Source organism: Nonomuraea sp. NPDC004186 (genome assembly GCF_053603495.1).
In genome coordinates this window covers 32,717-45,263 of sequence record NZ_JBSGFQ010000004.1, presented here as the reverse complement: position 1 = coordinate 45,263, position 12,547 = coordinate 32,717, and the positions used below count along the sequence as shown (strand labels likewise).

The window sequence follows — 12,547 nt, the reverse complement described above, 5'->3', positions numbered from 1 at the left end:
TTTCGAGTCCAACATGTCCACTGATGGGCGATATATGGCTGGTGCTCGATGTGCATCCGGCTCCTCGATAAGAACCTCCCATCGCCCATTGTTTAACGCGCGTTTGTGCTGGTCAAGACGATATCTGCGGCGAGAACCTTGCAAGGCGTTCCCGCTCTTCAGATGCGGGTGCTCCGGCCTGGGCCGTGGTGTGTCCGGGGCAGGTCGGGCGCCGGCTAGCCGTTGGGATCATCGGAGTCCCTGAGGCCCGGTTATCCCCTGGCGGCACGTGCCTCCCGCACAGCCCTACCGGTGCGGGGGTCTACGTGTGTTCCGGTGCTGACCGTGGTTTCGGCCAGCTGGAGGTCAGGTGTGCCGGCGCGGCATGCGCATCCGGTGCACTAGTGGGATGCCGAGGCGGGCGGCCACGGTTCTCTCCAGGGTGGCGACGACGTGGCCGGGTGTGGCGTCACGCAGTGGCAGCACCCAGTACTCGACCCACTCCTCCCGCTTCAACTGGCTGCCGTTGATGTGCTGGCTGAGCCTGGTCGCGGCGGCCCCCCGGTTCAGGGCCCGGGTGGGGGCGGTCTTTCCGCAGTAACAGGCGTTGCCGTCACGGCTGACCACGATGTAGATGGCCTTGTCCTCGTACCCGGAGTCCTCGCCGATGGGGATCGGCTCGGGCTGCGGTTCGACGAGCCACTGGCCAGCGAGCCGGGCGAGCATGGCGTACCGGTTGTCGGTCATCGGGACGACGCCGGCCCAGCTGGTGTTGGTCATCAGCGCGGCTCACCCTCGGAGATGCGGGCTAGATGGATGAGTCCAAGGGGTCTGGCGTGGATCAGTGGTCGTAGCGGGTGAGTGACCTCTTGATCGGTTGGCCGGTGTAGTCGTTGTGCCAGATGGCCGCGGTCAGGGCCAGGACCTTGACGAAGATCCGGACGGTAACGCTGGCTGGGGTGCGTCCCCCGTGTCGTTCGAGGTCAAGCTGGCCCTTGAACGTCTGGTTGATCGACTCGATGGTCTGGCGCAACGGCTTGAACAGGTGCGCGCCGGCTCGTTCGGCCTCGCCGGCGCGGGCAGGACGCAGCAGCCTCACCCCACGCTCGGCCAGTTCCCGCTCGAAGACGCGGCCGTAGAACTGCCGGTCGGCGATGAGAGTTGGGTGCGGGTGCTCGGCCAGCGCCCGAGGTGCGGTGGCCAGCATGCCCAGCAGCACCTCGCGCTCATCGGCCTTGGCGCCGCTCAGCGCGAACAGCACCGGCAACCCGCCCAGGGTGCATACCAGATGCAGGCGCAGCCCCCAGAAATACCGGGAGTGACTGGCGCAGTAGCCGTATTCGGCCCATCCGGCCAGCGCGCTGCGCCGTGCGGTCTCCACCGAGCGGCCGCACTCGACCGGCGTGGAGTCGGTCACCCACACCTCATCGCTCCACAGCGAGGTGTCGCAGGCCAGGACCCGGATGACGGCTATGACCAGCCCGATCGACTTACGCAGTCGCTTGCCGTAGCCCGACTGCTGAGGCAGGCAGGGGAACATGCCGCGCAGTTCGGCGTGCGCGTACCGCAGCCATCGGCGCTCGCAGTGATAGCCCAGCAGCCCCGACAGCACCGCCAGTGTCACCAGTTCGGCATCACTCAACGTAGGCACGAACCCCACTCGCGGTCGCCACGGGGCCAGCTCCGGCGCGCTCTTCAGCAGATCATCGACCCTCACATAGAGTGCGGTTGCGAGGGTGTCCAGTTCGGTCGTCACAACCCGAGAGTGGACATCCTCGCCCTATCTCCGCAGCTATGCCTTGGACTCATTCATCTAGGTCCTTGTCCATGTAGTTGAGCTGCTTGAAGGACGGCTCGACGAGGGGCCAGGGCAGTTGGTTGGTGGTGCCGTTCTTCCTGCGCATGGCGATCAGGTCGTCGAGGTTGGTGGCGGCCGTTGCAACGGACGCCTGGAAGGTTGTGAGGGCCTCGTCCTCGAGTTCGGTGTCAGTGGGGTCGTTCTGATAGCCCTTGGGGTTGAACCCGTGGTTGGCGGCGAGGCGCAGGTGGGCGTTGAAGTCGCTGCCCTTCCAGTCGTCGCGCTCGACGAGGTGGCCGTCGACCCACCACCGCGGGCGCAGGTTGGCCCGAATCCGCTTGATCGCGTCGGCGAGTACCTGCCGGCCCTCCTTCTTGTCGAGGACGGTCTTGATGACTGTGCCGACGCCGGTGCGCATGACCTTGATGCCGCCGACGATCTGCTCAGCAGAGCCGCCGGGAGCGAGGAGGTAGCCGCTGGTGCCGAGGGTGACCATGGCGATCACGCCGAGGAGGAGCCGGGCGGGGATGTCGTCGTTGTCGGCGCGCTCAAGGAGGTCGTCCACGGCCTGGTCGTTGTCGATGTTCTCGACGGTTGCGGATGTATCGCCCGGCGATGGCGGGGCGGGGTGGGCGGGTGCGGTGGCGAACACAGTGCAGGCGGTGGTCTTCGACTACAAGGCCGTGTTCGAAACGGGGACGACAAGACCTCACCCGGACATGGTCCGGCTGCTCCGCGTTCTCGATCAGCAGGGGGTGGCTTGGGTTCTGATGACGACGCGATCGATCGACTCCGCCGCGCTCTGCTCTGCGGCCGGGCTGCCACAGCCTGCACTCCACCTCTCGCAGGAGGACATCCCCGGCCGCAAGAACCGGGGCAGCGGACTGTGGCTCGACCAGGCCGCTGAACGGCTCGGCCTCCGCAAGAACCAGTTGGTGATCGTCGGTACCACGGAGTGGGACTGGATGACCGGCATCAACGCCGGGGTGCTCTATATCCACGCCCGATGGGCGAGCGCTCTCGGTAGGACGATCGACGCCCTGGGCGCGGACGACCCGGCCCAGCTCTACTGGTTGCTCGACCGGCATCTCCTCCACGAGCCGGAGTGGATCTTCGCTCTGGACGACATCGAGCACCGGCTCCGGGTGCGCTCGCTGTTGCAGCCCGCCGAGACGTTCCCCGGCACCAGCCCCTCCTCCTTCGATCTGAAGACCGTCTTCACCTACGACAAGGAGGTGTCCGTCGGTGACCGGAGCGCCCGCGACATCCTCATGCTGCACCTGCTTTGCTCGGCCTATCTGGACGGCTCGCTGCCCAACCGCGCCTGGTTCTGCGTCTACCCCAGCAGCACCCCCGGCCGGGTGAACGACCAGCTGGGCGAGTTCCTTGAGGTCGCCAAGGTCATGGTGGGCTGGTACTACAAGGGAGACCTGCTGGTCCGGGCAAGCCAGGCGATGGACACCAGCCTGGCCCGGGCCGCCGGGCGGCACGACACTGTCTCGATCACCACACAGGCGACCACCGTCCACCTCAACCCGGAGTATCGGAGCACCGTCGTGGGAAAGACGGTCATCGTCTTCGACGACTTCACCACCGAGGGCATAAGCCTGGACTGGGCCAGGAACCTGCTCGCCAAGGCTGGCGCCGGCCAGATCATCGGCGTGACCGTCGGCAAGTACCGCAAGCCCTACACCCTGTTCACCCCGCGGCCGGGCGTCACGATCAATGCCTTCGCCCCCAACGCCTTCACACCGGCCAACTTCACCACCGCGTACCTTTCCCCCGGCGTCGGCACAGGACCCGGCGATCTGCTCCGCGAGACCATGAGTAAGCTCATCGCGGGTGAGACCGGCATGCCCGACAGCGGATGCCGCCCCGCCAACCAGCCGAGGGTCGCAGTTCCCAGCACCATACCCACGAACGTGCCGGCTACCGGGAGCCGTCCCGTACCCGCTGGCCGCCGCGAACCGATGCGCACCTACAGAAACGGGCGCCAGCGCCACATCGGCGACATCCTGAACCAGCTCGCCGCTGACCAACTCGTCACCTGGCACGGGGAGTATCTCTACCGCGTGGGGAAGAGTTCCAGCACCGCGCTGTGGTGGATCTCCCGCTGGGGCAGCCCCGCGCAGTGGTACGACAGCCGGGAGGCCGAGGAGTTGATCAGCCAGGTGTGCGAGGACGAAGGCATCATCTGGGAGCCCGTGCAGCCGAACTACGGTGAGAGCGAGCGGCTTGAGGCAGTACAGCGCATCGAGCGCCGCCGGGCCGCAGGGAACTGAACTGGCTCTCCACTGCCTGGGTTCCGTTCCCGACAGGGTGCCTCGAGATGGGCACGGACGGAGCCTGAGGGACGAGGGCAGTCGATGTGCGGTGGGTGGGACGGAGTTTCCGCTACAGGTCGGCGATCGGGATCTGGTGGTACGGCTCCTCGGCCTGAGCCGGGCCGGCGGGCGCCGAGTCCAGCTGCCCCAGGACGTCATCCAGCGTAGCCACCACGACCGCCCGGCCGGCGGAGACCATCTTGGCGGCCCAGGATTCCTGCGCGACTAGTGACCGCAGCAGGAAGACGTGCTTGCCGTGCTCGTACGCGATCCTCGCCTGCATCTTGGCGCCAGAGGTCCTGGACGCCTCGATCACGATGCTGCCCAGGGCGCTGCCGGACGTGACCACGTTGCGTCTGGGAAAGGTCCACCTCGCGGGGTTCGACAAGGGCCAGAACTGGGAGAACAGTGCTCCGCCCTCGCGGACGATCCTCTTGGCCAGCGTCTCATTCGCCGCAGGGTAGACCTTCGACGCGATGCCGTGGACCAGGACCGCCACCGTCCGGCCCCCGGTGTCCAACGCTGCCATGTGCGCGGCGGAGTCGATCCCCAGCGCCAAGCCGGAGTACACGGCGACATGCGCCGCGACCAGACCCTTCGACATCCGCTTCGCGCGGCTGATCCCGTCCTCGGTCGCAGCGCGCGTGCCGACGACGGCCACGGAGCGGCGGTCGGCGTCCGACAGAGAGCCCAGGTAGAAGAGGAAGGGGGGCCTATCGGGGACGAGCCGCAGGTTCGCAGGGTAGGTGTCGTCCAGCACGGTGACGATCCGCGCGCCGGCCAGCTCCGCGGCCTCCAGCTCGATGGCGACGCGGTCGCGGGCCTGCACGAGATGACTGAGGGCGGTGCGCAGGATCGGCAGGCTCTCTCGGGCCGCATCGGACTGCTCCTGGATGTTCCCCTCGAGCGTTGCCTCGATACTTGCTGCGCTTTCGCAGGTGCGGGCCAGCAGGCTCCAGTCCACGGACTTGTCGTTGACGCGAAGCGCGCACAGCGCCAGCAGGTCCCGATGCGTCTCAGAGAGCTCGCCGGGCAGGCTGCCCTGTCGGGCGGCGGCAGCAGGGAACGTCATGATCATTCCTTCTACTCGCGGCCCGAAGCTGTTCGAAGGGCGGTGCGGTACTACCTGGGCCTGCTGCCATCATGGCTTACCCCGCCCACGGGGCTCCAGCCAGCGCAACCCGACCCGGCCGGTCACCGCGCATTGCGCAGTTCGCTGGCGTACCCACGCCGACTGGTCTACGTCCTCGCGGATCAGCGCCGGCGCAGGCGACCCTGTTACCGATCATGGAGATAATCGGATGCCGATCTGGTCGACCGCGTGCGCCGGTCCAGCCGCAGACCTCCGCCGTGTGAGACCAGCCCACGGCCGTCGGCGGACACAGTGATCTTGCTGCGGGAAGCGGTAGAGTTCACTCGGAAAGTGCCTTCTGATCTGGGGTGGACGGGGCCTTAGACAAGTCGGATCCTCCCAGCTCAAGGGCACTTTTCTTATGTGAACAATTAGGTCGGCTCAAATTCGCCGTGAAAGCCGCAGGCTAGATATCTGCATCGAGATGCGCCGTGGTGTCTGAACGGGCGGGCGCCTGAATCTCTCCTGGCTGGACCGCTAGATCGTTTCATGCTGGTCGACCGTGGACTGGATCGAGCGGTCGCTGAGAGCCGGCGCTGGACGACAAGACGCGGCGAGCGCGCCCGCTTCGCCGCGGGCGCCGAGTTCGTCCAGTAGGGTCCGGTACAGCTTGGCCCACACTCGCGCGGCGCTCCACTCGGTGAAGTGGCGGTGCACCGTCTGCCAGGGGCGCCGAAGACCGGCGGCAACTGCCGGCAGGCGTATCCGGCAACGTCGCCCCGCCACCTTGCGGTCGCGTCGGCGCCGGCGAGACCACCCGCTTATCGGGCACCAGTCGTTCCCTTCCTCTCCGTTCGTGTGGCGCAACTGAGGCCCGCGCCGATCAACAGCGAACAGTCATTTGACATGTTCCATTCATGCCTTTATTAAGCTGATACGCTGAGTCCCGTCATCAATTCTACGAGCTCTTGCATCAACTCAGGTCCAGATAATCCGCATGCTTCATGTGCAACAAGATCGATTGGACGCTTGAAATACCGTCCTCTTCTCGGATTTAGAAGCGTAATTTCTTCGATGTGAACGCCTGAAGCATAATACATGGCGGCATACGTCAGTACTTGACGGAAATCTGAGGATCGAAATGGCCGCGTGACAGTTTTGACTTCAATCAGTTCATGATCGCGCCTGATGTCTGCGATCGCTCGATCGACAATGCCACATCCAGGCACTGAAGGACTATAGACGAAACCCAGATCTTTTGCCGCATATTTCCTTATTGTTCGGCAGATTCTATAGGCTTCATACCATTCGCTAGCTGCTAAATACTCGACGGCGTACTCGCCCCGCGGCAAGTTGGCAACGAACGCTCCTGCATCCTTCTTGAACGCTTTTGGGGCAAAGTAAGGCAGTGGAGTGGGTCCTTCCGCCGCCATAGTAAATGCGACTTCTGCGATTATAGCGTGCCGGTCGGCGCTTCCGGATGCGGCTACGGAAGCGCCTAGGGACTGTTGCTGCGAGTTGGACCAGCGTACGGCCTGTTCGAGAGTGGGAGCAATCTGACGCCAGATCGACGCATGCCCAGCAAATAGCTTTGCGGGTATCAAATCGGCACCTCCCAAGAAGCAGAAGACTGTATTTTGGCGGCGACCCAATCCCTCACTAGCCTATCGAAGGGGCGAAATGCTTGTTTGTTAGCGTCCCTCCAATGCTTACCCTCATCACCCAGAGAGTAAGAGCCGATGACGAAGGCTCGTTTGACCCAAGGCTCTGCCGCCGCCACATAGTTTTTCAGATCACTGAGCCAGTATGCTGCGCGCCATCGCGCCATTATTAGGACAATGTCCCGCTTGATGTTCGGAGCTGGTCCGCTGCCAAATCCGTGATTATCATTAAACAGCTTGATAAATAGCTGCTCGTTAGCGACCGACCGGTGGCTGGCGAGGACTCTGATCATGAATGCTAAGTTCAAGGCAATGTTCGCTATGTAGTGCGAAGTAGTAATAAGATGTCGAATCCTCGCGTGGGTAGCTTCCGTGAACTCGGGTTCGGAGACTTCGTCGAGAGTGTTACGCACGGCAATCATAACTTGTGGGATTACAGGCGCAAGAATGTCGATGCTATCGAGCAGAATTACAACAGCTTGTTTCCGAGTGTCTGCATCCATGAATTGGAGCGCGCGTATCAGACGTCTCGATAGTGCTGCATGGATTCTCCCCTTTGCAAGCTCTGCGCGCAAAAGGGAGAGGATGTCGAACTCGTGAAGTTTTTCCTTGAGGTGAATATAGTCGTCTCTAGCGGTAGGAGAGTATGGATCGAAGTGGATGTGGAGCCCAAGAAATCTTGCTGCGCTGCCTTCCGGGGAATCCGTCGGATCGAGCGTCGATAGATATTCTGATGAAGTCATAATTCTAGTCTTGCCTTTTTGTAACGAAAGACCCTCATTGACGAGCAACTTCTCTGACATAAAGCCAATGGCTCGATATGCGGTTTCCATGTCGTTGACAAAGAAGCGATAGTCATCAGCAAAGCGGCAGAAGTTGGCCGTATTTGAATTTGCAGCCAATAGATCATCGACTCTGTCGAGAACCAGTTCGGATAGGAGGCGGGCTGCTGGCCCTCCCACTGGCAAGCCGTACGACGCGCTGCGGGAAAGTTTGGAGAGAATCGCCATTATATGGCGAGTATGCGTGCCTCCTGAGTCTACCTCTCGCAGGGCATTCTCAAGGCGATGATGATAGATCCGTGAATAAAAGTCTGCAATATCGACGGCGACAACATAACGAAATGCCTCAGCGCGTTCTCGGGTTTCTTTTTGAAAGGCGCTCCATCCATCTGCTGCGAAGAGGCTTCCATCTCCGTTTGGCTGGTACCGGTAAGAGAACACATGCTTTTCTGTGGCAGGTATTCTGTGCGCCTCGACTGCCGGGGCGATATCGATGACCAGACTCAGCAGATAGGCATTCCATTGAGGGTCCAGCTGCGTTGCCCAGCGAAACCCCGTATATCCAACCGGCGCGAGTGTGGAGTAGCTTACAATGGGATCTAGATTCAGGTAATTTTCGAAGTTTCCCGCGATATCGGCGAGCAGGGCGGATACTTCTGCGCGTCTATCATGAATCATATGGTTCTCAATGGGGAAAGGGAAAACGTCGGTGTCTCCCCAGGCCCCAATATTGGTCACAGCGCTGGCGAATGTCTTGTTGCCGATCAGTGGCATGGTTGTTCCCCTCGGTGAACGCTGGTATGGAGCGTGCCAGGATCGTGGGCCATCAGTCAACGCATCATCACAAGAGCAGGCTTACAGGATTCTGAGCGTGCCAGGCGGGCAGTATGGGCGTCGGGCCAGTGGCGCGCGCCCTGCAGCGCCTCGCGTTTCAGGCTCGCGTTGAAGGACTCGGCCGCCGCGTTGTCGGCGCTGGTGCTCACCGCGCCGCGCGAGCGGGTGACGCCGAGCCGGCGACAGGCCCGCGCGAACTCCGAGAGCAGTACTGCGCACCGTTATCGGTGTGAAACACCGCGCCGTCCAGACGGCCGCGAGCAATGCTTGAGATCTGTGGATCACCGGGAAGGGGTGTACCTTCCCGGTGATCATGTGAATCCACAAGCATGACCGACGCGCCAACGTCGGCCGGAAAGGCACACCCGTGCTCACGGTAGTCCCTGATCCCGCCGGCGGCGACCACGCCGCCGCCACTGCCGCCCCGACGCCGGCCTTCATCGACGAGCTGGTACGCCAAGGCGCCCGCCGAATGCTCGCCGAAGCGCTCAAAGCCCAGGTCGACGCCTACATCGCCGCCTTCGCCGACGAACGCGACGAGACCGGCCGCCGTCTGGTCGTCCGCAACGGTCACCACGCCACCGTACGCAGACAATGTCGATGTTCAATATGACTTCGCTCCTGGCGGATTCATGCGGACAAGTTCGCTAGGTCATGCGTGATCGTGAAGAGGCATCTATGGGATAGAAGACACGGCTTCGAGCATCTATGAGGCTCGCTCCGACGCGGATCTTCAGTGCCTGCTGCAGGTTGGTCCGCGTGTGATTCATTGCCCCGACGTGCAGGCTCTCGCCGTATTGGTACTGGAACGGATTGGCTAGACGGGCTCTTCGTTAAGTCAGGCGTGCACGCCGAGTTTGGCGCGTGGGCGCAGGTTTGGGGTGACGACGTCCCATCGGGGTGAGCCGGTAACGGGCTACGACGAGGTCTCTTCTCTATCCAGCCCAGGCTGGTTCAATTCCCCATGCCCATGAGGGAGGATGGGCGCATTGGCACGTATCAGGGGAGGATCTCGCCGTTGGCTGAAAGCCACCGTTGACTCCAGTCGCTCGTCACAAGCAGCAAAGGGCATCTCATGGAGATCGAGGACATCAAGCCCTGGGACCCGAACGACTTCCCTCCGGGTCGGACCAGCCGAGACCGGTGCACATGGGGAGGGAACGGACCCAACGACCCTTGCACCGAAGACATCAAGTACACCGTAGTTGACAGCATCGGCCGACGCTGGTCCAGCTGCGAGTCGCACCTGAACGCCTATTGGAGGTCTCGGCAGATGGACGATCTCTAATGCGCGCGTTGGGGCAGTGGCCGTAGCGAAGCATCCGCACCCCGTATCCTTCCCGATTCAACATCACGACGTGAGGGCATTGAGAACAAGGGATCTGGAGCCCGCCACCCCTGATGAGATTGACGCGCGGCCTGGTAGAAGCGATCTCGCTCTCATCGAAGCGCCGGATCGCTGATTCCCCAACGCGTCCAGTCGAGAATGAGCCCTTATGTGAAGAACACGACTTGGTCGGCTGCCGTGTGCCCTTCTCACGGCGCAATGTGCGCGGGTTCGAAGCCTGACATCTATGAGAACGGGGCCATGTACGGGCGGTCTCTGACCCGGTCATAGATGCGGCGCAGCCACGGCTGCGGAACCGGCGCCAGTCGCTCCAGCGTGCTGAGGAACACTCGCCCATCGGGACGGAAAAGAGTGTGTGGCAGCAGCGGGGGTGGATCGTCGCGGCGAACGTCGGCAGGCATCCCGCGCGCCGCGGGCATGAGCCGTCGATCTTCGTTGAAGGCCATGTACGTCCACACGTCCGTGGCCAGCGGCACCACCGTTCCTGCGGCACACGGCCATACCGCGCCGGTCTGCGGATGCTTCGGCGTCAGTGCGATGTCCGTGATCGCGGGGGACAGGCGGGGCCCGGCCAGGACGAGGTGTCGTTCCGGTGGCCCAGGTGGGAGCAGGCTGTCGATCGCCCGGCGAAACGCCTCTGCGACAGGCCCGTCAGGGACCTCCACCTGCTTACCGTTCGAGGCCACCAGCAGGTGCGCCAGTGCCACCGCGACGGCGGCCTCCCATGGGGACTCCAGCGATCACGTGGATCAATGGGCGGCGTGCTCGGCATCCCCTCCCAGTCCATCACCCGCTGGACGGGGTCGTCGACGGCGACAGGACGTACGGCGTCCGGCTCCAGCCACACCACCTGCCAGAACCCGCAGTCGTCGACGCGGGTCGCCACCGGGCGGCCGCACCTCGCGCAGGCCAGGTTGGAACCGTACTGGCCGTCCCAGCCACAGCAGCAGCCGCCAACCTCTCGGGGATGAAGACGGTTCCGCGGACGTCGCCTGGTGCGATCCCGATCCTGTTCGGGGGTCCCGTGATGCAGTACGTCTGCAGTCGCACGCCATGCTCTTCCGGCTCGGGCTCCAGAGGTTCCCGAGGCCGGCCGTCTCCAGGGTCCACCACGTACGTTCCTGGCTCCAGAAGACCGGGGAGCAGACCATGGCCGTACTTCTGGCCAGAGTGATCGGGAAGCGCCACCCGCGCCACCCTCGCGGTCATCACGGCGCCGCACCCCGCACAGGCGAAAACGACCAAGCAGCCTCCTTCGTCGGAACGTGCGATCATGGTGGCGCAAATCCCGCCTTGTGTGGAAGCGTTCGCGATCTCGCGGCCGATCGCAAACTCGCCGAGGTAGGTCACTGTGACGCGGACGCTCTGGAAACTTTCCTGCGTGAACGGCCCGCGTTCGGTCCCGGCTCCACTTCGTACAGATGCGTCCGGAGCGTTCCCGGCACATGCTCACGGCGTGACGAAGCTGGGCCCGGTACTTCTTCAGCGTTGAAACTTGGCCTATCCGAGCCTCGAACGCTTTAGCGACGCCGTCAGCATCAGCTCGGCGGCGTTGTTCCTGCGGCGGGAAACCGGTGGAGAGCAGCGCCGGTGAGGTGGTTGCGGGGGAGTCGCGCATCCAGTTCGATGCGGCTGCCCGTCTACTCGGGGCGTGCCTGGCGGCCTCGCCCCTCCACCACCGGGCGTGCGAGCAGCTTGTCGATGCTGCGGCGTTCGCGTTTGGTGGGGCGGCCGGCGCCACGGGCGCGGATGGCCACTGTTACGGCCTCCTCGCGCGGAGGAGGAGGGCTCTTGTCGGCGCAGCACTCGGTGGCCACGGCGGCGCCGACGCGCTTGGTGATGATCCGGGAGACGACCACGATGCGGTTCGCGCCCCTCGTGCCGCAGCCGGACCTCGTCACCGACCCGGACGACGTGTGCGGGCTTGACCCGTACACCGTTGACTCGGACGTGACCGCCCCGGCAGGCGTCGGACGCGATCGAACGAGTCTTGGTCAGCCGCACCGACCAGATCCAGCTGTCCACCCGAGCACTCAGCTGCTCACCTGCCACCCCGACATGTACTGAGACCACCGCACCGCCAGCATGCATGCCGTTCCTGGCCAAGAGCGAGCTGCGCGCCGACGACCCTCAACGGTGAAGACCGCGCTGACCTGAGCGTCGACGTGAGTCTGCCCCCCGTAAGAGCTTGAACTGCCTCGCCGCCGTCAACGGCTTCGGTGGCTCGCGGCGAACCCATCGGTAGGGACGGCCGGTGCTGGTGGTGATCGAAGAGGCGCACACGTCCGTCTTGCCGGCCAGCGCGGGCAGGGGGCGAGCCGTACTGGACCAGCTGCGGGTCATCAGCCGGTGTGGCCGCAGGCCTTGACAGGCCTGGCTCTGGCGCCGCAAGCCCGCCACCACCAAGCCGCAGGCCGGATCGGACCTACGGATGGTGTGCCCCTTCTACTGGGCGAAGGCATTCGTAACGGCGAGGTAGGCCAGGCGGGGGAGCGCGGTCGATCATCGTGCCATGCGTCCCCCTCTACTGAGGGACAGAACTCGCGCACGCCATGCACGGCCCACATGCCCGTGAGCTGGGCGGACGCAATTTTCGGCAGGCGCAATCCGGCCACGGATCGGTGCGTGCTTTCCGCTCGCCCAGGCCGCCGAAGCGCATCAGGCACTTGAACGACGGGATGTCCACGGAAAGATCATCCTCACCACGTTCTGATCCCGGTTGCCACGGTGCTGAACACGTGTTTACTAT

The 12,547-nt window shown here is 63.8% G+C and carries 8 protein-coding genes and 5 pseudogenes; 3 read left to right on the top strand and 10 right to left on the bottom strand.

Features of this window, described 5'->3' with window-relative positions:
• Positions 1-345: 345 nt before the first annotated feature.
• From ACWEPL_RS04420 to ACWEPL_RS04410, 3 genes are all read right to left on the bottom strand, one after another.
• Entirely contained in the window at positions 346-759 is a 414-nt protein-coding gene (locus tag ACWEPL_RS04420; RefSeq protein ID WP_452435190.1) for a hypothetical protein, read from the bottom strand.
• A gap of 61 nt (positions 760-820) precedes the next feature.
• Positions 821-1,735 carry an IS982 family transposase gene (locus ACWEPL_RS04415; protein WP_452435189.1) on the bottom strand — a complete coding sequence of 305 codons (915 nt, stop codon included), beginning with the start codon at positions 1,733-1,735 and terminating at the stop codon, positions 821-823.
• 49 nt (positions 1,736-1,784) lie between these two features.
• On the bottom strand, positions 1,785-2,429 hold the full coding sequence (locus tag ACWEPL_RS04410; protein ID WP_452435188.1) for a hypothetical protein: 645 nt from the start codon (positions 2,427-2,429) through the stop codon (positions 1,785-1,787).
• A gap of 118 nt (positions 2,430-2,547) precedes the next feature.
• On the opposite strand from ACWEPL_RS04410, the gene ACWEPL_RS04405 reads away from it, so the two are divergent.
• The gene (locus tag ACWEPL_RS04405; RefSeq protein ID WP_452435187.1) at positions 2,548-4,059 is read left to right on the top strand and encodes a hypothetical protein; all 1,512 of its coding nucleotides are present in this window, start codon (positions 2,548-2,550) and stop codon (positions 4,057-4,059) included.
• Positions 4,060-4,171: 112 nt separating this feature from the next.
• Here the strand turns inward: ACWEPL_RS04405 and ACWEPL_RS04400 are convergent, their stop codons facing one another.
• The 5 genes and pseudogenes from ACWEPL_RS04400 to ACWEPL_RS04380 all read right to left on the bottom strand — a co-directional run.
• Complete coding sequence (locus tag ACWEPL_RS04400; protein WP_452435186.1) at positions 4,172-5,173, bottom strand: DNA-processing protein DprA; 1,002 nt, start codon at positions 5,171-5,173, stop codon at positions 4,172-4,174.
• Positions 5,174-5,800: 627 nt separating this feature from the next.
• A pseudogene (locus ACWEPL_RS04395) lies at positions 5,801-6,008 on the bottom strand (IS5/IS1182 family transposase); the annotation flags it as partial.
• A 91-nt stretch (positions 6,009-6,099) separates the two neighbouring features.
• The gene (locus ACWEPL_RS04390) at positions 6,100-6,606 is read right to left on the bottom strand and encodes a hypothetical protein (protein ID WP_452435185.1); all 507 of its coding nucleotides are present in this window, start codon (positions 6,604-6,606) and stop codon (positions 6,100-6,102) included.
• Positions 6,607-6,773: 167 nt separating this feature from the next.
• Positions 6,774-8,390, bottom strand: coding sequence for an RNA-directed DNA polymerase (locus ACWEPL_RS04385; RefSeq protein ID WP_452435184.1), 1,617 nt, complete (start codon positions 8,388-8,390; stop codon positions 6,774-6,776).
• Between the two features lie 98 nt (positions 8,391-8,488).
• A pseudogene (locus tag ACWEPL_RS04380) lies at positions 8,489-8,700 on the bottom strand (IS3-like element ISRhosp5 family transposase); the annotation flags it as partial.
• Between the two features lie 189 nt (positions 8,701-8,889).
• Between ACWEPL_RS04380 and ACWEPL_RS04375 the strand changes: the two are divergent.
• A pseudogene (locus tag ACWEPL_RS04375) lies at positions 8,890-9,021 on the top strand (IS256 family transposase); the annotation flags it as partial.
• A gap of 1,001 nt (positions 9,022-10,022) precedes the next feature.
• On the opposite strand, the gene ACWEPL_RS04370 reads toward ACWEPL_RS04375, so the two are convergent.
• Both ACWEPL_RS04370 and ACWEPL_RS04365 read right to left on the bottom strand, forming a co-directional pair.
• The gene (locus ACWEPL_RS04370; protein ID WP_452435183.1) at positions 10,023-10,505 is read right to left on the bottom strand and encodes a hypothetical protein; all 483 of its coding nucleotides are present in this window, start codon (positions 10,503-10,505) and stop codon (positions 10,023-10,025) included.
• Positions 10,506-11,438: 933 nt separating this feature from the next.
• Positions 11,439-11,889, bottom strand: a pseudogene (locus ACWEPL_RS04365) (RNA-binding S4 domain-containing protein).
• Positions 11,890-12,400: 511 nt separating this feature from the next.
• Between ACWEPL_RS04365 and ACWEPL_RS04360 the strand changes: the two are divergent.
• Positions 12,401-12,511, top strand: a pseudogene (locus tag ACWEPL_RS04360) (zinc-binding dehydrogenase); the annotation flags it as partial.
• Positions 12,512-12,547 lie beyond the last annotated feature (36 nt).